This window comes from Blastococcus aggregatus (assembly GCF_900221005.1).
Classification (GTDB): domain Bacteria; phylum Actinomycetota; class Actinomycetes; order Mycobacteriales; family Geodermatophilaceae; genus Blastococcus; species Blastococcus aggregatus.
This window is the reverse complement of sequence record NZ_OBQI01000004.1, coordinates 359,877-379,504: the sequence shown is the minus strand read 5'-3', so window position 1 is coordinate 379,504 and position 19,628 is coordinate 359,877. Positions and strand designations below refer to the sequence as shown.

Below are 19,628 nucleotides of genomic sequence, written 5' to 3'. Positions count from 1 at the left end.
TCACGTCCCACGGCGAGGGAGGACGCTCGGCGGCGAGGGAGGACGTCCCACGGAGGAAGGACGCCGACGAATCACGGAGGATGTTCCAGGCCGGGCGCGCACGCGGGCGAGGGGCCCTGTACAACCGAGGCAGCAGTCCGCATCGAGCTGGGAGTGGCATGACCAACCCGTTGACACTGGCGCCGGCACCCCGGTCCGGGGCGGCCGAGCGGGTACGCGGCGAGGTGCGCGACTTCCTCGCCGAGGAACTGGCCGCCGGCACCTTCAGCACGCACGTGGACACCTGGCTGTCCGGCGTCGACCCGGAGTTCTCCCGCAAGCTGGGCGCGCGCGGCTGGCTGGGCATGACCTGGCCGAAGGAGTACGGCGGGCACGAGCGCACCGCGATGGAGCGCTACGCCGTCACCGAGGAGCTGCTGGCCGCCGGCGCGCCGGTCGCGGCGCACTGGATCGCCGACCGGCAGTCCGGGCCCAACCTGCTGCGCTACGGGACCGAGGCGCAGCGGCGCGAGATCCTGCCGCGCATCGCCCGCGGCGAGTGCTACTTCGTGATCGGGATGAGCGAGCCGGACTCCGGCTCCGACCTCGCCTCGATCCGCACGAAGGCGACGCGCAACGAGGCCGGCGACTGGGTGGTGAACGGCGCCAAGGTCTGGACGTCGAACGCGCACGCGTCGCACTACGGCATCGTCCTCGTGCGCACCGCCCCGGTGGACACCGCGAACCGGCACGCGGGCATGTCGCAGCTGCTGATCGACCTGTCGCTGCCGGGCATCACGATCAACCCGATCCGCATCCTGGACGGCGGGCACCACTTCAACGAGGTGGTCTTCGAGGACGTCGTCATCCCCAGGGACATGCTGCTGGGCACCGAGGGCGACGGCTGGCACCAGGTGACCGCCGAGCTGGCCTTCGAGCGGTCCGGGCCGGAGCGCTTCCTGTCGACCTATCCACTCGTCGCCGAGTTCGGGCGCCGGGTCGTCGACTCGGGCGACCCCGCGGCGCTGGCGGTGCTCGGCCGGCTGTCGGCCCGCCTGCTGGCGCTGCGCCAGATGTCGCTGCGCATCGCGGCCGCACTGGACCGCGGCGAGCTGCCGAACATCCCCGCAGCCCTGGTCAAGGACGTCGGGACGACGTTCGAGGCCGACGTCATCGACGAGATCCGGCGGGTGGTCGACGTGCTGCCGTCGCTGGACTCGCCCGACCCGCTCGCGCGGGCGCTGGCCGAGGCGCAGCTGCACGCGCCGGGCTACACGCTGCGCGGCGGCACCAACGAGATCCTCAGAGGGATCGTGGCGCGTGGATTGGGCCTGCGATGAGTGATCAGGATCTGGTGGTCGAGACGGTCCGCGGGCTGTTGACGCGCCACGAGCCGTTCGACCCGACGCCGGACCGCCGGTGGGACGCCGGGCTGTGGGGTGCCCTGGCCGGGAACGGGCTGACCGGCGTGGGGCTGCCCGAGTCCGCCGGCGGCTCCGGCGGCGAGCTGGCCGACGCGGTGGCGATCGTGCGCACGCTGGCCTCCGGCGCGGCCGCGGTGCCGGTCGCCGAGCAGCTGCTGGTGGCCGGCCCCGCGGTGATCGCGGCGGGCCTGTCCCTGCCGCCGGTCGACGAGCCGCTCACCTTCGGGCACGCCGAGGGCGTCCGGGCGACGCCGGCCGGCGACGCGTGGACGCTCACCGGCACCGTCGCCGACGTCCCGTGGGGTTCGACGTCCGCGCACGTGGCGCTGCTGGCGACCGGGCCGGACGGCGCGGTGCTGGCGCTGCTGCCGACGACGGGGCTGCCGGCCTCGGACGCGGTGAACCTCGCCGGCGAGCCGCGGAGCACGCTCACCCTGGACGGCGTCCCCGCACTCGCCGCACCGCTGAACGCGGCGCAGGTGCGCGAGCTGCGGGCCGGCTACGCGCTGGCGCGGGCGGTGCAGCTGACCGCCGCGCTGGAGCAGGTGCTGGCGTGGACGGTGCAGTACGCGGGGGAGCGGCAGCAGTTCGGCCGATCGCTGGCGAAGTTCCAGGCCATCCAGATGGAGCTCGCGGAGATGGCCGGCGAGGTGACGGCGGTGACCGCGCTGACCGACGCCGCGGTGCAGGCGCTGCACCACGGCTCGGACGACTTCTGGCTGGCGGCCGCGGCGGCGAAGGTGCGGGCGGGTGCGGCCGTCGAGGTCGTCGCGCGGCTGGCGCACCAGGTGCACGGGGCCATCGGCTTCACCCAGGAGCACAAGCTGCACCACCTGACCAAGCGGCTGTGGTCGTGGCGGGACGAGGCCGGCAGCGAGCTGGTCTGGTCGAAGGTGCTCGCGCAGGGGCTGCTGGCCGACGGCCCGGACGGGCTCTGGCCGGCGCTCACCCGGGTGGTCTGAGGCCGCTCAGCCGGGCAGCTTCCGCGGGACGCAGGCGGGCGGGGCCATGCCCGCGCCCGCGCACCACTGCTGCGCCTCGGCCTCGCTGCCGAACGGCAGCGCGGCGAGGGTGAGCCACCAGGCCTCGTCCAGCCCGGCGCCGGGGAGGTCGTCGCCGCGGACCAGCAGCACCGGCTGGCGCGCCGTCCACGCGCGGTGCTGCACGGAGTAGCCCGTGGCGGCGGTGTCGTCGCCGATCGGCGCCGCCGCCACCTGGGGCACCCAGGCGCCCGGGAGGTCGGCGGCCACCGCGGCGTCGGCGGCGCGGATGCTCAGCAGCCCGGCCACGTCCTGCGGCGGTCCCGCGGGGCCCAGGCCCTCGGCCTGGACGTGGCCGACGGTGGCGCCGCCGAGGAGGAGCAGCAGCGCCAGCCCGAAGCCCCCCACGGCCGCGCTCGCCACGCCGGCGGCCCCGCCTCCGGAGCCCGCGACCTTCTCCTCCTTGCCCTGCTTGCCCTCGTCCGAGGGTGAGCGCCAGTGCGCCACGGCCGACACCGCGAGGGCGAACGCCGTCAGGCAGATCGCGCAGACGGTCAGCAGGTCCCAGATCCGGGCGTTGACCACGTCGAGGGTGGCCCAGGCCGCGCGGGCGGTGGCCAGGGCCAGGACGGCCGCGAGCGCGCCGACCACGAGATCGGGGAGCCGGACCCGGGCGAAGGCGAGCGCGATCACGACGACGGCCACGATCCCGGCCAGCAGCGCCACCCAGGAGGGCCAGAACCAGGGCTCGCCGTCGCCGGGCCAGCGGGTCGCGGCGCTGCGGGCGACCGCGGCCGCGCGGTCGGTGACGGAGAAGTCGAGCCGGTCGAGGATCGCGGGGGCGAGGAACAGCCCCAGGAGGAGCCCGGAGGCGAGCAGCAGCGGGTTCGCGGCCGGGTGCCGGCCCACCGGAGTGCCGCCGGCCGGCCGGAACCGCCTGGCCCGCTGGGGTGGCGCCTCGTCCTCCGGGGGCGGGTCGTCGGCCGGGTCCGCGTGCCGGCCGCGCTGGTCGGTGCTGGGGGAGGGTTCCGACGTCGCCACGTGTGTCCGTCCTGGAAGTCCGGGGAGGGGGTCAGACCGTCTCGGGCACGCGCAGGTGGGCGAGCACGAGGTCGAACGTCGCCTCGTCGGTGACCTCGCCGGCGTACTGACTGCCCAGCTCCTGCAGCAGCGGAGCGAGGTGCGCGCTCGCCTGCTCCAGGGCGGCGTCGTCGGCGAAGGTGACCGCGGCGGCGCTGCGGCCCTCCACCGGATCGGCGAAGACGCTGACGCTGCAGAAGCCCGGCAGGTCGGACAGCCGCGGCACGATGCTCTCGGCGTAGGCGTCGAGCATGGGGTCCAGGCGGTCGGGATCGGTGCGATACCAGGTCACCCGGGTGCGCGCGCCCTCGGGGGCGCTCCGCTCGCGGTGCAGCAGCGCGATCTGCCACTCCTCGAGCGCCTGCGGGCTCTGCAGCACGTCGGCGGTCCGGGCGCGGATGCCGCGCATCTCCGACGCGCTGCGGTGCAGCGCGGCGAGGTCCTCGAAGGAGCTGGTGATGATGCACCGGCCCGAGTCGCGGTCGGCGAGCATGGAGAGGCCGACGAAACCGTCCATGCCCATCAGCGCCGGCATGGCCCGGTCGCGCAGGTAGACGAGCGCCTCGTCGATCCGGTGCGGATCAGCGTGGAACGTGGTGGAGCGTGCGTACATGCCGATTCCCCCTCGGACACCGGCGGTCGCCGCCTCGTGCGTCCGCCGCCGAGGCACACTGTGACGCAGGCCACCCCCTCGGGGCCAGTCGAGCGGTCGCGGTCAGACGGCCCGGATGTTGGCGACCGCGACCGCCATGCTGAACCCGATCGGGCCCTCGGCGTCGTGCATCGTGCAGTGCCCGACCGCGACGCCGGAGTCGCCGGCATGGCCGCCGGACTCCAGGCCGATGGAGTCGCCGACGGGATCCCGGCTCAGGGTGAGCGTGTAGTCGGCGTTGATGAACTCCAGCTCGCCGTTGCTGCGGTGTGCCAGCGGGCTGGCCAGGTCGGCGGCCAGGGCGGCCCGGACGAAGGGGGAGAGGGCCTCGCCCTCGACCAGCGGGCTCTTCTCCGTCACCCACATCCGGCGGCGGGCCGGGTTCTCGCCGAACTCGGTGACCGAGCGGGGGAACGAGGCCGGGTCGGGGGCGTCCCAGGCCGGCGTGCGCGTCGGCACGGGGCCGGGCGGCTGCTCGCCGCGGCGCAGCTGCACCGCGGTGGCCCGGGCGACCGCCCCGACGCCGGCGGTCACCGTCCCCTCGGTCACCCGGATGCGGCGGCCCTCGCGGACGACGACGCTGTTCACCTCGACCGGCTCGAAGGGCGCGTTGCGGAACATGTCCACGGTGAGCCGGCTGAACTGGAACCCCGGGTCGCCGTGGACGGCCTCGAGCTGCCTCGCCATCAGCCCGCCCAGCAGGCGGCCGTGGATCATGCCGGGCACCCACCAGCTCGCGGCGCTCTCGCCCGGGGCGAACCGGCCGTCGTCGGTCAGGGTGAAGTAGGCGGGCCGGGTCACGTCACACCGTCCGGACGTTGGCGACGGCGGTGGACATGCTGGAGCCGATCGGCCCCTTCTGGTCGTGCACCGTGGCGTGCCCGACGGCGACGCCGTCCTCGCTGACGTGGCCGCCGGCGGCCAGGCCGATGTACTCACCGACCGGGTCGCGGCTGAGGGTGAGCGTGTAGTCGGCGTTGATGAACTCGAGCTCGGTCTCGCCGCGGTGCGCCACCGGGCTGCCCTCGTCGGCGGCCAGGGCGGCGCGGACGAACGGCGTGAGCTCCTCGCCGGCCACCAGCGGGCGGTCCGCCCGGATCCACATGCCCCGGCGGGAGTGGTCCCCGTCGGGGACGAACTGGAAGTAGGGATCGGTGATCCCCGTCGGGTCGGGAGCGTCCCAGTCCGGCGTGCGGGTGGGCACGGGGCTGGGCGGCTGCTCCCCGCGGCGCAGCTGCACCCCGCTCGCCCGGGCGACGACGCCGATGCTGGTCAGCACCTTCGCCTCGGTGACGCGGATGCGGCGTCCCTCGCGGATGACCTCCGTGGTCACCTCGATCGGCTCGAACGGGGCATTGCGGAACAGGTCGACGGTGAGCCGGCTGAACTGGAACTCCGGAGCGCCGTACGCGGTGTCGAGCGCGCGGGCCAGCAGGCCGCCGAGCAGGGGGCCGCTCAGCATGCCCGGCGTCCACCAGCTCCGGGCGTCCTCGGAAGGGACGAAGCGCCCATCGGTCAGCGTGAAGAAAGCGGGCTGCACGAGCAGGCTCCTCAGGGTGGTGCGAGGACCTGGTCGGGCCCTTCGGGAGACGGGATGGGTGCCCCCAGCCTATCGCCGTGCCGGCGCGGGCTCCGTCAGCGCAGGTGGCGCAGGAAGGCGGCCGGCCGCTCCAGGAAGGCCCGCCACGACGTCACCAGGTCGCAGTCGTCGTACTCGACCTGCGTGATGCCGCCGTCGTCGAGCTGCAGCAGCGTGGCTCCGGGCAGCGCGGCCAGGACGGGGGAGTGGGTGGCCAGCACGACCTGGCTGCCCGCGGCGAGCATGTCCTGCAGGATCGTCAGCAGCATCAGGCTGCTGTCGAAGGAGAGCGCCGACTCGGGCTCGTCGAGGACGTAGAACCCGGGTTCGGCGGTCATGCCGGCGAGCACCTGCAGGAAGCCCTCCCCGTGGCTGCGGTCGAGCAGCGGGCCGTCGATGCGCTCGCGCCACCGCCCGCGGCCGGAGAACTGCTCGGCCTGGGCGTGCAGCCGCTCGGCCCGCAGGAACAGCCCGCCGGTGGGCCCGCCGCGGGTGCAGGACAGCCGCAGCGCGCGGTGCAGGTCGGAGTCCTCGGCGGCCGGCTCCGCGATCGACCGCTGCAGCCAGTCCTCGCGGAAGGCGGTGACCCGGCGTGCCCAGGCCGCGGCGATCCCCTCGACGAGCGTGGACTTGCCGGCCCCGTTCGCGCCGATCAGCACCGTGGCCCCGGGCGCCAGCGCGAGACCCGACTCGTACACGTGCCGCACCGCGGGCACGGTGTAGGGCCACCGCCCCGGGTCCGACTGCCCGCGGTCGATCGTCAGCCCGGTGACCGGCACGCCGGGCTGCCGGCCGGTGCCACGCGCTGCGGGAGCCACGGCCCGATCCTGGCAGCCCGGTCAGCGGTGCGGGATGCCTCCGGGGCCGTGGCCCTCGGGCACCCGCTCGCCCTCGGCCACCGGGCCGGGCGGGGTGCCGTCGCCGAACGGGGAGCCGCCGAGCTGCTCGCGGCCGTGCGGGGTCAGCCAGACCGAGGTGTCCGGGCCGGCCGGGATGATCTGCGTCGGGTTGATGTCGGCGTGGACGACGTAGTAGTGCTCCTTGATCTGCGGGAAGTCCGTCGTGTCGCCGAACCCGGGGGTCTGGAACAGGTCACGGGCGTATCCCCAGAGCGCCCGGAACTCGGTCAGCTTCTGCCGGTTGCACTTGAAGTGGCCGTGGTAGACGGCGTCGAAGCGGGCCAGCGTGGTGAACAGCCGGACGTCGGCCTCGGTGATCGTGTCGCCCATGAGGAAACGGCGATCGGTGAGCCGCTCCTCCAGCCAGTCCAGGGCGGTGAACAGCCGCTCGTAGGACTTGTCGTAGGCGCGCTGCGAGCCGGAGAACCCGCAGCGGTACACGCCGTTGTTGACCTCGGTGTAGATCCGCTGCATCACCTCGTCCATCTCGTCCCGCAGGGGCTCGGGGTAGAGGTCCGGTGCGCCGTCCCGGTGGTGGGCGGTCCACTCGGTGGAGAAGTCGAGGGTGATCTGCGGGAAGTTGTTGGTGACGACGGCCTTCGTCGGGACGTCGACGACGGCCGGCACCGTGATGCCCTTCGGGTACTCCGGGTCGCGGGCGAAGTACGCCTCCTGCAACCGCTCGTAGCCGAGCACCGGGTCGCGGCCACCGGGGTCGAGGTCGAAGGTCCAGCTGCGCTCGTCGTGCGTGGGCCCGCACAGGCCCATCGAGATCGCCTGCTCCAGGCCGAGCAGCCGGCGCACGATGATCGTGCGGTTGGCCCACGGGCAGGCGCGGGCGGCGATCAGCCGGTAGCGGCCCGCCTCGACCGGCCAGCCGTCCCGGCCGTCGGCGGTGATCCGGTCCTCGATGTACTTCGTGTCCCGCTGGTACTCCGGCTCGACGTAGCCCGATCCGCTGGTGCTCGTGTCACTCACCCTGCCAGCCTGCCCGGTCACGGTCCGGCTCACACCCCGGCGGGCCGACGTCACTCCGTGCGGCGGCGTTCCCCGCCCCGATCGCCCCGGGAGTGCCCGTGCGGCGCAGAATGCGGTCAGCGGGCGCCGAGCGGTGCCGGGAGTGGGGGAGCACGTGGTCGCGGTCGGGCAGAGCCCCTTCGACACCAGCGGCATCGAGGTCGGCGCGGACGGGGTCCGGCGCTACATCGCGGTCGGCGGCACGGTCGTCGACATGCTGCGCCGGACCGTGGAGCGGTATCCGGAGCGGCCGGCCGTCCTCGAGCTCGGTGGTCCGTCGGCGACGTTCGCCGAGCTGTGGGACCGGGCGCTGCGCGTGGCCGGTGGTCTGCGCGACGCCGGCGTGCGGCCCGGTGACCGGGTGGCGATCCGGCTGGGCAACGGGCTGGACTGGGCGCTGGCGTTCTGGGGCGGGCACCTGGCCGGGGCGATCGTCGTCCCGATGAACACCCGGCTGGCCGAGCCGGAGGTCGAGTACATCCTCGGCGACTCGGGGGCCGCGTACGTCGTCCTGCCCGGGGTTCCGCTGCCCGACGGCGAGCCCGGCGAGGTGCCGCAGCGCGAGCACGGCGACGTCGCCGCGCTGTTCTACACGTCGGGCACGACCGGCCGGCCCAAGGGCGCGATGCTCACCCACGAGAACTTCCTGTCGACGGTGGAGAGCGTCATCCGCTGCCGGAGCCTGGCGCGCGGGCCGGAGCACGTCGGGCTCATCTCGGTGCCGCTGTTCCACGTCACCGGCTGCTGCTCGCAGTTCATGACGCAGATGGGTCTGGGCGGCCTGTCGGTCGTGATGCCGCAGTTCACCCCGGCGTCGTTCCTCGCGGCGATCCAGGAGCACCGCGTCACGCTGGTGACCGCGGTGCCGACCATCTTCGAGCTGGCCCTGCGGCACCCGGACTTCGCGACGACCGACGTCTCCTCGATCCGGACGCTCAGCTACGGCGGCTCCCCGATCGCGCCGGAGCTGGTGCACCGGCTGCTGGACGCCTTCCCGCACGCGCGGGTGGGCAACGGGTTCGGGCTGTCGGAGACCTCGGCGATCGCCACGTTCCTGCCGCACGAGTACGCCGTCGACCACGCCGAGTCGGTCGGCTTCCCGACGCCGGTGAACGAGGTGCGCCTCGATGCGCCGGACCCGGTGTCCGGGGTGGGGGAGCTGCTGGTGCGCGGGCCGAACGTGGTGGCCGGCTACTGGGGCGACCCGGCGCGGACGGCGGAGACCTTCGTCGACGGCTGGCTGCACACCGGCGACATCGCCGCGATCACCGACGGCATGGTGCGGATCGTCGATCGCGCCAAGGACATGATCAACCGCGGCGGCGAGAACGTGTACTCCGTCGAGGTGGAGAACGCCCTCGCCGCGCACCCCGACGTGCTGGAGGTCGCCGTCGTCGGCGTCGCCGATCCGGTGATGGGGGAGAAGGTGGGCGCCGTCGTCCTGCCCCGGCCGGGTGCGCCGGAGGACTTCGTGCCCTCGCTGATCGCCTTCGCCCGCGAGCGGCTGGCCGACTACAAGGTGCCGCAGTACGTCCGGGTGCTGGACGACGCGCTGCCGCGCAACGCCGGCGGAAAGGTGCTGAAGACGACGCTGCGCGGCAGCGAGGGGTGGACCGAGATCCCGCGGCGGTGAGCCGCCGGCGGCTCACGGGCCGGCGCGGCTGAGGACCTCGGTGCCGTCGGGGCGGTAGGTGTGCCAGCGGCCGGTGCCGGGGTCGCGGCGGATGGTGAACCCGCCTTCGTGACAGCACGTGTGGTGCCGCTCGCAGAGCAGTGCCCCGTTGTCGCAGCTGGTCGGTCCGCCGTGGGCCCAGTGGACGACGTGGTGGACGTCGCACCACTCGGGGAGGGCGTCGCACCCTGCGAAGACGCAGTGCTCGTCGCGCAGTTCGACGGCCCGGCGGATCGCGGCGCTGGCGGTGCGCTGGGCGCGGCCGACGTCGAGCGGGAGGCCGTCCGGACCGGTGATGATCCGGGCGACGCCGGCGTCGCAGGCCAGCCGCCGGGCGGTCTCGGGGGTGATCGGCCCGGCCCACGCCAGCCGGCCGCCGGTCACGCCGGGGGCGCCGCGTTCGGCGCACAACGCCATCCAGTCGATGGTGACCCGGACGTGAGGGCGTTCGCCGCGGACGTCGGGCAGGGTGCCGCCGTCCAGCGCGCCCTTGGCGAGGGCGACGAGGGCGTCGGCCTGCCGCTCGGCGTGGCCGCGGGGGTCACCGGCGGGCCGGTCGCCGTTCATCAGCGCGGCGAGGGCGGTGTGCAGGTACTCGCCGCCGACCGAGTCCATCTCCCCCCGGAGGTGCTCCCGGCCGTCGAGCCCGGGTGCCATGGTGAAGCGGCGGCGGGTGTCGGCGGCGTCGTCCAGGGCTCCGTCGGGGTCCACTCCTGCCACCCACTGCGCGACGCCGCGGCCGGTCTCGTTCGGGGCCGTGGCACGGGCCAGGTCGGCCAGGATCGAGTCGGTCACGTCGAGGTCGATGCCGGCCTCGGCCGCCTGGGCGATCCGGCGGGGAGTCATGGCCTTGGTGATGACCCGGGCGTGGGCCGCGCTGATGGCACCGTCGGCGAAGGCGGCGGCGGTGGCGGGGAGCTGCTCGAGCCGACGGCCGGTCGAGACCGTTGCAGTCGCCTCTGCCGGATCCATCCGGCAGCTGCCGCGCAGCCACGCCTTCATCGACACCGCTCCGTCGCGGTCGTAGGCCTCGCGTCGATCGGCCGCGCGGACGGCTCGGGTGACCGCGGCCGTCATCCGGTTGGTGGCGGTCACCAGGCCGGCGACCAGGTCGAGCAGTCCGTCCGGGGACAGCTCGTCGAGGTCGATCGCGGCGAGCTCGTCGAGGGCGGACAGCAGCTCGGACACCGCGCCCCCTCCCGCTCGATCAGCTGGTCGACACGTCCAGACTAGAGCGGGGGTGCGACGGAAAAGCCCAGTTCAGAGTCGGTTTTCGGCGTGCAGCGCACCGTCGTCGTCGGGTGCGGCGACGACGGTGCGCTGCAGTGGTCGTCAGCCGAGCGCGGGTGGCGGCGGCGGCGCGAACACGTTCTTCTCGAAGGCGTCCGAGGCGCGCAGGATCGTGCGCTCGTCACCGTGCTTGCCGATCAGCATCATCCCGACCGGCAGGCCCGCCTCGGTCATGGCGCACGGCAGGCTGATCGCCGGGTGCCCGGAGACGTCGAACGGCGCGGTGTTCACGATCATCTCCAGCCCGCGGGCCACGACGTCGGCGGTCGGGGCGTCCGCCGGCGGGAGCACCGTGGCGACCATCGGCAGTGTCGGCATCGCCAGCAGGTCGTAGTCGGCCAGCACCGCGTCGTAGGCGGCGGTGAGCGCCGGCACGAGGTTCATCGCCTTGGCGTAGTAGGCCCCGCCGTAGGTGTCGAGCATCCACTGGCCGGCCAGCAGCGTGAGCTTGACCGTGTCGGAGAACCGGTCGGCCCGCTCGGCCTGCCCGCGGGCGAAGGCCTCGAGCAGGTCGGGGGAGTAGCGGCCGCGCCAGCCGGTGCCCATGCCGTTGCCGCGCAGCATGGTGTCGACCATGCCCTCGCTGGCCACCGCGCTCCAGATCGGCATCGCGGCGCTGTGCCACGGGATGGACACCTCCTCCACGACCGCGCCGAGCTCCGCGTACGCGGCGACCGCCGCGCGGACGGCCGCGTCGACCTCCGGCTCCGAGAGCCCCTCGATGGCGAAGCCCTCCCGGACGACGGCGATGCGCAGCCCGGTCACGTCGCCGGTGAGCGCGTCGGCGTAGGTGGGCTGCCGCGGCGGCGCCGACTGCGGCCCGCCCTGGCGCGGGTCCATCCCGTCGGTGCCGGCGAGCACCTCCAGCAGCAGGGCGACGTCGGCGGTGGTGCGGGCCATCGGCCCGAGGTGGTCGACGGTCGGCTCGATCGGCATGGCGCCGGTGTAGGGGACCAGCCCCCAGGTCGGCTTGAGGCCGTAGATGCCGGTCCAGCCGGCGGGCATGCGCACCGACCCGCCCTGGTCGCCGCCGACGGCCATGTCGACCACCCCGGCCGTCACCAGCGCCGCCGATCCGCTGGACGAGCCGCCGGTGGCCCGGTCGAGGTCGTAGGGGTTGCGCACGGGGCCGGTGTCGGAGGTGTGGCTGCCGCCGGAGAAGCACAGGTGCTCGCAGACGGACTTGCCCAGGATCGTGCCGCCGGCGTCCAGGATCCGCTCGACCACGGTGGCGTCCGCGGCGGGCACGAACCCCTCGAGCACGGCGCTGCCGTTCATCATCGGGATCCCGGCGACGCTGATGTTGTCCTTGATGGCGAGGGTCTTCCCGGCCAGCGGGCCGTCGGGGGCGCCCTCGATCCGGGCCGTGACGTACCAGGCGCCGTAGGGGTTGTCGGCCGGCTCCGGACGGGTCGCCGGACCCCGCTCGTAGCGGACCTCCGGCGCCGCGCTCTCCATCGCGTCCAGCGCGTCGTACCCGACCATCGGGCCCGCCTCGAGCAGGGCGCCGAACGTCTCGAGCTGGTCGGCGTCGAGCGTGAAGTGGAATTGACGGGCAATGCGGGACAGGTCGTCTGGGGACGGGCGGGAAACCGGCACGGGTCACCTCTCGGGAATGGGCAGGGACCCCGACCGTAGGAGCGGATTGTTTCCTGCCGGTTCCGATCCGTTTGCCGGTCCGATTCGGCATCTGCGCAGGTCGGGGCCGTGTTCGAGACGTGAGGCGCACCACTTTTGCGTTGGTTCCAGAGCCGAAACGCCGCAGCAACAAAGCGCCCTTACGTTCTGCTCGGTCGCTCCGCCAGCGTCGTCCGGATGCGCCGATCTCCCCTTTTTCTCGCGCCCCATGCAGTCGCGCTCCGTGCTGCTCCGATGGAGGGATCCAACCTTGCTCACCACCTTTGACCGCCGAGGTCGCCGTCCCCGTGCCGGCCGGCTCTCGGCCGGCCTCCTGGCGCTGGCTCTGCTCGTCTCGGCCTGCGGCGGCGCGGACGCCGCCGACGACGGTCCCGCCGGCGATCCGCAGAGCGGCGGCACCCTCGCCATCGGCATCGAGTCCGACACCGACGTGCTGGACCCGCACCGCGCCGGCGGCTGGGTGACCTACCGCGTGAACCGGCAGATGTACGAGGCGCTCGTCGACGAGGACCTCTCGAAGACCTCCGAGGAGGCGCCGATCCCGGAGATCGTCCCGGGGCTCGCCGAGTCGTGGGAGGTCTCCGAGGACGGCCTGACGTACACCTTCCACCTCCGCGAGGGCGTGACGTTCCACGACGGGACGGACTTCGACGCCGACGCCGTCGTCTTCAACGTCCGGCGCATGTCCGACCCCACGTTCGAGTTCTACGACGACCGCTCCGCCGGGCAGACCGTGTTCGTCTGGCAGCACCTGCAGTCAGTCACCGCGGTGGACCCGCTGACCGTCGAGATGACCATGAAGCAGCCGTTCTCGGCCTTCCTGCGCCTGCTCACCCAGGGCGGCGGCGGCTCGACCGGGATCATCAGCCCGACCGCGCTGGCGGAGTACGGCAACGACGAGATCGCCGACCACCCCACGGGCACCGGACCCTTCCGGTTCGTCGACCGCGTCCGCGGCCAGCGCATCACCCTGGAGCGCAACGAGGACTACTGGGGCGAGAAGCCCTACCTCGACAGCGTCGTCTTCCGGCCGCTGCCCGACCCCTCCACCCGGGTGTCCGCGCTGCGGGCCGGTGAGGTCGACATGATCGCCGTCCCCTCGCCCGACAGCGTGTCCAGCCTCGAGGAGGCCGGCTTCGACGTCGCGACCAGCGCGCCGCCGCACCTCTGGTACCTGGCCTTCAACATGACCGACCCGATCTTCTCCGACATCCGGGTCCGGCAGGCGGTCAACTACGCCATCAACCGGGAGGGCATGTCCGAGGACCTGCTGCGGGGCACCACCAACCCCGCCTACAGCGTCCTGCCCCCGGCCAACAGCGCCTACGAGGCGAGCGAGGAGTACTTCGAGTACGACCCCGAGCGGGCCAAGGAGCTGCTCGCCGAGGCCGGCTACGCCGACGGGTTCGAGACCACGCTGATGACCTCGGTGGACGGCTCCGGGCAGATCGTACCGGTTCCGATGGCCGAGTACATCCAGCAGGACCTGGCCGACGTCGGCATCCGGGTCAAGCTGGACACCACGGAGTGGATCACCTACCTCACCGAGTGGGCCGAGGGCATCCCGGCCGGCACCGGGATGGCCCAGATGTCCTGGGGCATGACGACGCCGTACTGGCTGCGCAACGTCACCTCCTCGACCCTGCAGGCGCCCAACGGCTCCAACGTCGGGCACTACAGCAACCCGGCGCTCGACGAGGTCATGCAGCAGGCGGCGACGGCGCTCGACGAGGCCACCGCCGACGAGCTGTGGCGCACGGCGGCCGAGATCGTGCACGAGGACGCGGCCCTGGCCCCGATCGTGAACGACAAGGCCCCCTACGTGCTCAGCGGGGACGTGCAGGGCTTCGTGAACCCGAGCGAGGAGTGGTACGACCTCACGTCGGTGTGGCTGCGCTGATGGTCGGCTACCTCGCCCGCCGCGCGGGCTCGATGATCCTGGTCCTGCTCGGGGTGTCGGTCCTGGTCTTCCTGATCATGCAGCTGGTCCCGGGTGACCCGGTCCGGACGATGCTCGGTCCCACGGCGACGGCGGAGTCCATCGCCGCCGTGCGGGCCGACCTCGGCCTCGACCAGCCGCTCGTGCAGCAGTACGTCAGCTACCTCGGCGGCCTGGTGCAGGGCGACCTCAACACCTCGCTGACGATGGCCCAGCCGGTCGCGGAGATCGTGTTCCCGAAGCTCGGCAACACGATCATCCTGGCCGCGGGGGCGCTGGTGATCTGCCTGGTCATCGGCGTTCCGCTGGGGGTGCTGGCGGCCACCCGCCAGTACTCGCTGTTCGACCGGGGGGCGATGTTCCTGTCGCTCGCCGGGGCGAGCGTGCCGGTCTACTGGGCGGCGCTGGTCGTGATCAGCGTCTTCGCCCTGGAGCTCGGCTGGCTCCCGACGTCGGGCATGTACGACGTCCGGGAGCCGGGCGGGCTCGGGGACCTGCTCCGGCACCTCGTCCTGCCGGCGGCCACCGCGGCGGTGGTCCCGACAGCGGTCATCGCGCGGCTCACCCGCAGCGTGATGGTCGAGGCACTCCAGCAGGACCACATCCGGATGCTGCGCGCCAACGGCGTCCCCGAGCGGCAGATCGTCTGGAAGCACGCCCTCCGGAACGCCCTGCCGCCCATCGTGAACATCGTCGGCCTGCAGGTCGGCTACCTGCTGGGCGGCGTCATCTTCATCGAGGTGGTGTTCAGCTGGCCCGGCCTCGGCGGGCAGCTCTACACGTCGATCACCTCGAACGACATGCCGATCATCCAGGCCGGCGTCCTGTTCATCGCGCTGGTCTTCGTGGTCGTCAACCTCATCGCCGACATCGTCGTCGCGCTCCTCGACCCACGTACCAGGGAGGCCGTCGGATGACCTCGACGACACTCGGCCAGAAGGTCGTCTCGCCGGTGGCCGCCGGCGACACGGTGGCCGCGCACATCACGAGCCGTTCCCGGCCCGCACTCATGTGGCGGGCGCTGCGCAGGGACAAGGCGGCCGTCGTCTCCATCGGGATCCTCGTGTTCCTGACGCTGGTGGCGGTGTTCGCACCGCTGCTGGCGCCCTACGACCCGCTCGACGGCGACGCCTCGCAACGGCTGGAGGGGATCGGCACCCCCGGTCACCTCCTGGGGCTGGACGGCCAGGGGCGGGACATCCTCTCCCGGCTGATCTACGGGGGGCGGTACTCGCTGACCGTCGCCGTCCTGCCGGTGCTCGCGGCCGCGCCGATCGCGCTGCTGATCGGCATGTTCGCCGGCTACTTCGGCGGCCGGGCGGGCAACGCGGTGATGCGCGTCCTGGACGTGCTGTTCGCCTTCCCGGTGGTGCTCCTGGCGATCGCCATCGCGGCGGTCCTCGGCCCGGGCCTGGCCAACGTCATGCTCGCGATCGGCATCACGATGGTCCCGTACATGGCCCGGGTCGTGTACACGGCGACGGTCCAGGAATCGGCCAAGGAGTACGTCGAGGCGGCCCGCGCCGCCGGGGCGACGCAGGCGCAGATCCTGCGCCAGCAGCTCATGCCGAACGTCATGTCGCCGCTGGTCGTCTACGGCACCAGCCTCTGCGGGCTGATGATCGTGCTCGCCGCCGGCCTGAGCTTCCTGGGCGTCGGGGTCACCCCGCCGGCGCCGGACTGGGGCGTCATGACCAGCGACGGCCGCAGCGTCCTGCTGGAGGGCTACGGCCACGTGGCGACGATCCCCGGCCTGGTGATCCTCGTCGCGGCGCTCGCCTTCAACCTCATCGGCGACGGCATCCGCGACGCCCTCGACCCGCACAAGCAGACCAGTTGAGCGCGACAGGAGAAGCGACGATGACCGAACCACTGCTGCGCGTCGAGAACCTGCAGACCCACTTCGCCTCCGAGCTCGGCACCATCAAGGCGGTCGACGGGGTGTCGTTCGACATCCCGCGCGGCGGGATCCTCGGGATGGTCGGGGAGTCCGGGTCGGGCAAGAGCGTGACCGGGCTGTCCATCCTGCGGCTGCTCGGCTCCCGCAACGCCACGATCGCCGGCGGCCGGATCCTCTTCCGGGGCGAGGACCTGCTGACCAAGTCCGAGGCCGAGATGCGGGCCATCCGGGGCGGCAGCATCAGCATGGTCTTCCAGAACGCGATGACCAGCCTGGACCCGTTCTTCCGCGTGGGCGAGCAGCTGGTGGAGGTCCTCCGGCTGCACCAGGGGCTGTCGAAGAAGGAGGCCCGCGAGAAGGCGCTGAACGCACTCGAGCTGGTGCGCATCCCCGATCCGGTGGCCAAGCTGAAGAGCCACCCCCACCAGCTCAGCGGCGGGCAGCGGCAGCGCGTCGTCGTCGCCCTGGCGCTGGCCTGCGAGCCGGACCTGCTGATCGCCGACGAGCCGACGACGGCGCTGGACGCCACGGTCCAGAAGCAGATCATCGAGCTGCTCCAGGAGATCAACCAGGAGCTGGGGACGGCGATCCTGATGGTCACCCACGACATGGGCGTGGTGGCGCACATGTGCCGGACCGTCGCGGTCATGTACGCGGGCCGGATCGTCGAGCACGGCGACGTGGCCGACGTGCTGCGCACCCCGCAGCACCCCTACACCCGGGGCCTGATGGCGTCGGTCCCGCGGCTGCGCACCGAGGCCGCCGGTGAGGGGCACGTGCGGCAGCGGCTCTACCAGATCGGCGGCTCGGCGCCGTTGCCGCTGCGGCTCACCGACGGGTGCGCCTTCGCACCCCGGTGCCCCGAGGTGGGCCCGGAGTGCTGGGAGGTGGACCCGCCGACGGTGGCGTCCGGAGCAGGGCAGGAGGCGGTCTGCCACCGGCGGGCCGAGGAGAAGGCGGAACTGACGGGGGTGGCTCAGCATGTCGGGGCGTGACGTACTGGTGCAGGCACAGGACCTGCGGAAGGTCTACGCGAAGCCGACGCTCTTCGGCACGGGGGAGGAGTTCGTCGCCGTCCAGGGGGCGACCTTCGACGTCCTCCGCGGGGAGACCTTCGGGCTGATCGGGGAGTCCGGGTCGGGCAAGACCACGATCGGGCGGATGCTCCTGCGGCTGGTCGAGCCCACGAGCGGCTTCGTCGGCTTCGACGGGCACGACGTGACCCGGCTGACCCCGAAGGGGATGCGCCGGCTGCGGCAGCGCATGCAGATCGTCTTCCAGGACTCCGGCTCGGCGTTCAACCCGCGCCGCGCCGTGGGCGAGCAGGTGGCCTTCCCGATGCGCCAGTTCGACCTGTGCCCGGCTGGTGAGGTGCGCGACCGGGTGGTCGACCTGCTGGAGCACGTGGGCCTGCGCGCCGACCAGGCCGACCGCTATCCGCACGAGTTCTCCGGCGGTCAGCGCCAGCGGCTGGGCATCGCCCGGGCGCTGGCCAGCGAGCCGGAGTTCCTGCTGCTGGACGAGCCGACCTCGGCGCTCGACGTCTCGGTGCAGGCGCAGATCCTCAACCTGCTCCAGCAGCTGCAGGAGGAGCGGCACCTCACGATGCTGCTCATCACGCACAACCTGGCGCTGGTGCAGCACATGTGCGACCGCGCCGCGGTGCTGCACCACGGCGAGCTGGTCGAGTCCGGCCCGGTGGACGACGTCTTCCACACGCCGCAGCACGAGGTCACCCGCCGGCTGCTCGACGCCGTCCTCGAGCCGGTGGCCGCATGACCGCCGTCGAGGAGACGACGACGGCGGACCCGGCGGCGGTCGCCGACCGGTTCCGGGCGCTCCCGCTGCGGGACCTCGAGCCCGCCCGCGGCGTGCGCTACCCGGAGCCGGGCGGTGCGGCAGATGAAGGCGTGGTGCCGGTCCTGGCAGCCGCTGGAGGCGCGCCGGACCGGGGCGACCCGGCCGCGCTCGGCCTGCAGGAGGCGGCCGCGCTGGTCGCCTCGGGCGAGCTCAGCTCCACCGCGCTGGTCGCGGCGGTGCTCGCCCGGATCGACCGTTCCGACGGCGTCCTGCAGTCCTACGCCCACGTGTACGCCGACGAGGCGCTCGCGCTGGCGGCCGAGGCCGACACGGCGGTGCGCGACGGCCGCCCGCTGGGGCCGCTGCACGGGCTGCCGGTGGCGCTCAAGGACCTCTACGACGTCGCCGGCCGGCCCACCCTGGCCGGCTCCGACGTCCGGGCCGGGCACGTCGCGGACGCCGACTCGGAGGTCACCCGCCGGCTGCGGGCGGCCGGCGCGATCGTCGTCGGCAAGACGGTCACCCACGAGTTCGCCTTCGGCGTCGTCTCCGCGCCCACCCACAACCCGTGGGACGTCGGCACCATCCCGGGCGGCTCCAGCGGCGGCTCGGGTGCGGCGGTCGCGGCCGACCTCTGCCTCATGGCGATGGGCTCCGACACCGGCGGCTCCATCCGGATCCCCGCGGGGCTCACCGGGGTGGTCGGGCTCAAGGCGACCTACGGGCGGATCAGCAAGCGCGGGGTCGCAGCGCTCAGCTGGTCGCTGGACCACGCCGGCCCGCTGACCAAGACCGTCGGCGACGCGGCACTCTGCCTGCAGGTCCTCGCCGGGCACGACCCGGCCGATCCGTCGTCGGTCGACGCCCCGGTGGGGGACTACCTCTCCGGGCTGACCGCGGGGGTCGTCGGGCTGCGGATCGGCGTCCCGGTCAACTGGTTCTTCGACTGGTCCGACGACGACGTGGACGCCGCGGTGCGCACCGCGATCGGGGTGCTCGCCGAGGCCGGCGCCACCCTGGTGCCGGTCGAGGTGCCCGACGTGGAGCTCACCGAGGACGTGCTCTCGACCCTGGCCGGCGTGGAGGCCAGCGCCATCCACCAGGACGAGATCCGCCGGATGCCTGCGGCCTACACCGAGGAGGTGCGGCTCCGGCTGCTCGCCGGCGAGCTGATCAGCGGCACCGCCTACGTCAACGCCCAGCGCGCCCGCGGGCTGGTGCAGGCCGGCTTCGCCGCCGCCCTGCGCGACGTCGACGTCCTGGTCAGCCCGACCCTCGCCATCCCCGCCCCCGCCTACGGCTCGACGACGGCGGCGCTGCGCGGGCAGGAGCACCCGATCCTGTTCGCGCTCAACTGCCTCACCGCACCGGCCAACGCCGCCGGCATCCCCGCGCTGACCGTGCCCTGCGGGTTCAGCGACGGCGGCCTCCCGGTCGGCCTGCAGGTCATGGGCCGGCCGTTCGACGAGGCCACCGTGCTCCGGGTCGGCGCCGCCTACGAGGCGGCCACGACCTGGCACCTGCAGTCCCCGCCACTGCCCGGCTGACCCGATCACCCCCCAACCCAGGAGGAACTCCCGATGTCCACCCAGTCCCGCGAACTCGTCGGCGAGGCGCTGGCGCTCGCCGCCCGCCAGGCCCGGCTCGACCTGGGCCCCGAACGGCTCGACGTCGTCGGCCCGATGATCAACGGCATCTACGCGATGCTCGACACGCTCGACGAGGTGCCGCTGGGGGAGACCCCGCCGGCCACCGCGTTCGACGCCCGGTGGGAGTGAG

Annotated in this window: 18 protein-coding genes; 10 read left to right on the top strand and 8 right to left on the bottom strand. The window is 73.4% G+C overall.

The features are described from left to right. Positions 1-158 precede the first annotated feature (158 nt). Positions 159-1,319, top strand: coding sequence for an acyl-CoA dehydrogenase family protein (locus tag CRP29_RS15095; RefSeq protein ID WP_097195873.1), 1,161 nt, complete (start codon positions 159-161; stop codon positions 1,317-1,319). Continuing rightward, the gene (locus tag CRP29_RS15090; RefSeq protein ID WP_097195872.1) at positions 1,316-2,365 is read left to right on the top strand and encodes an acyl-CoA dehydrogenase family protein; all 1,050 of its coding nucleotides are present in this window, start codon (positions 1,316-1,318) and stop codon (positions 2,363-2,365) included. The genes CRP29_RS15095 and CRP29_RS15090 overlap by 4 nt, the downstream gene beginning before the upstream one ends. Positions 2,366-2,371: 6 nt before the next feature. Here CRP29_RS15090 and CRP29_RS15085 read toward each other — a convergent pair whose 3' ends face one another. The 6 genes from CRP29_RS15085 to CRP29_RS15060 form a co-directional block, all read right to left on the bottom strand. Further along, on the bottom strand, positions 2,372-3,424 hold the full coding sequence (locus CRP29_RS15085; RefSeq protein WP_097195871.1) for a hypothetical protein: 1,053 nt from the start codon (positions 3,422-3,424) through the stop codon (positions 2,372-2,374). 31 nt (positions 3,425-3,455) lie between these two features. Next, the gene (locus tag CRP29_RS15080) at positions 3,456-4,076 is read right to left on the bottom strand and encodes a hypothetical protein (protein ID WP_097195870.1); all 621 of its coding nucleotides are present in this window, start codon (positions 4,074-4,076) and stop codon (positions 3,456-3,458) included. A 102-nt stretch (positions 4,077-4,178) separates the two neighbouring features. Then, positions 4,179-4,916, bottom strand: coding sequence for an acyl-CoA thioesterase domain-containing protein (locus CRP29_RS15075; RefSeq protein WP_217991613.1), 738 nt, complete (start codon positions 4,914-4,916; stop codon positions 4,179-4,181). 1 nt (position 4,917) lies between these two features. Then, positions 4,918-5,655: an acyl-CoA thioesterase domain-containing protein gene (locus tag CRP29_RS15070; protein WP_217991612.1), complete on the bottom strand. Its 738-nt coding sequence runs from the start codon at positions 5,653-5,655 to the stop codon at positions 4,918-4,920. A gap of 95 nt (positions 5,656-5,750) precedes the next feature. Further along, positions 5,751-6,512: an AAA family ATPase gene (locus CRP29_RS15065; protein WP_217991611.1), complete on the bottom strand. Its 762-nt coding sequence runs from the start codon at positions 6,510-6,512 to the stop codon at positions 5,751-5,753. A 21-nt stretch (positions 6,513-6,533) separates the two neighbouring features. Next, entirely contained in the window at positions 6,534-7,571 is a 1,038-nt protein-coding gene (locus tag CRP29_RS15060) for a glutathione S-transferase family protein (protein ID WP_097196015.1), read from the bottom strand. Between the two features lie 142 nt (positions 7,572-7,713). Between CRP29_RS15060 and CRP29_RS15055 the strand changes: the two genes are divergently transcribed. Further along, positions 7,714-9,243, top strand: coding sequence for a class I adenylate-forming enzyme family protein (locus CRP29_RS15055; protein ID WP_245852834.1), 1,530 nt, complete (start codon positions 7,714-7,716; stop codon positions 9,241-9,243). 12 nt (positions 9,244-9,255) lie between these two features. On the opposite strand, the gene CRP29_RS15050 is transcribed toward CRP29_RS15055, so the two are convergent. Both CRP29_RS15050 and CRP29_RS15045 read right to left on the bottom strand, forming a co-directional pair. Next, positions 9,256-10,470 (bottom strand): HNH endonuclease signature motif containing protein, encoded by a 1,215-nt coding sequence (locus CRP29_RS15050; protein WP_097195869.1) that lies wholly within the window; start codon positions 10,468-10,470, stop codon positions 9,256-9,258. A 144-nt stretch (positions 10,471-10,614) separates the two neighbouring features. Further along, positions 10,615-12,171, bottom strand: a complete 1,557-nt coding sequence (locus CRP29_RS15045) for an amidase (RefSeq protein WP_097195868.1) — start codon at positions 12,169-12,171, stop codon at positions 10,615-10,617. Positions 12,172-12,460: 289 nt separating this feature from the next. Here CRP29_RS15045 and CRP29_RS15040 point away from each other — a divergent pair, with 289 nt between their 5' ends. The 7 genes from CRP29_RS15040 to CRP29_RS15010 are packed head-to-tail and all read left to right on the top strand — an operon-like array spanning position 12,461 to position 19,627. Continuing rightward, the gene (locus CRP29_RS15040) at positions 12,461-14,110 is read left to right on the top strand and encodes an ABC transporter substrate-binding protein (protein ID WP_217991610.1); all 1,650 of its coding nucleotides are present in this window, start codon (positions 12,461-12,463) and stop codon (positions 14,108-14,110) included. Further along, entirely contained in the window at positions 14,098-15,066 is a 969-nt protein-coding gene (locus tag CRP29_RS15035) for an ABC transporter permease (protein WP_217991609.1), read from the top strand. Before CRP29_RS15040 ends, CRP29_RS15035 begins: the two co-directional genes overlap by 13 nt. Next, positions 15,063-15,989, top strand: a complete 927-nt coding sequence (locus tag CRP29_RS15030; RefSeq protein ID WP_097195866.1) for an ABC transporter permease — start codon at positions 15,063-15,065, stop codon at positions 15,987-15,989. The genes CRP29_RS15035 and CRP29_RS15030 overlap by 4 nt, the downstream gene beginning before the upstream one ends. Before the next feature lie 20 nt (positions 15,990-16,009). Then, a complete protein-coding gene (locus CRP29_RS15025) occupies positions 16,010-17,044 on the top strand; it encodes an ABC transporter ATP-binding protein (RefSeq protein WP_097195865.1) in 1,035 nt (344 codons plus the stop codon). Then, positions 17,031-17,828 carry an ATP-binding cassette domain-containing protein gene (locus CRP29_RS15020; protein WP_097195864.1) on the top strand — a complete coding sequence of 266 codons (798 nt, stop codon included), beginning with the start codon at positions 17,031-17,033 and terminating at the stop codon, positions 17,826-17,828. Before CRP29_RS15025 ends, CRP29_RS15020 begins: the two co-directional genes overlap by 14 nt. Further along, on the top strand, positions 17,825-19,396 hold the full coding sequence (locus CRP29_RS15015; RefSeq protein ID WP_097195863.1) for an amidase: 1,572 nt from the start codon (positions 17,825-17,827) through the stop codon (positions 19,394-19,396). The genes CRP29_RS15020 and CRP29_RS15015 overlap by 4 nt, the downstream gene beginning before the upstream one ends. Positions 19,397-19,429: 33 nt before the next feature. Continuing rightward, positions 19,430-19,627 (top strand): hypothetical protein, encoded by a 198-nt coding sequence (locus CRP29_RS15010; RefSeq protein WP_091984048.1) that lies wholly within the window; start codon positions 19,430-19,432, stop codon positions 19,625-19,627. Position 19,628: the final 1 nt, after the last annotated feature.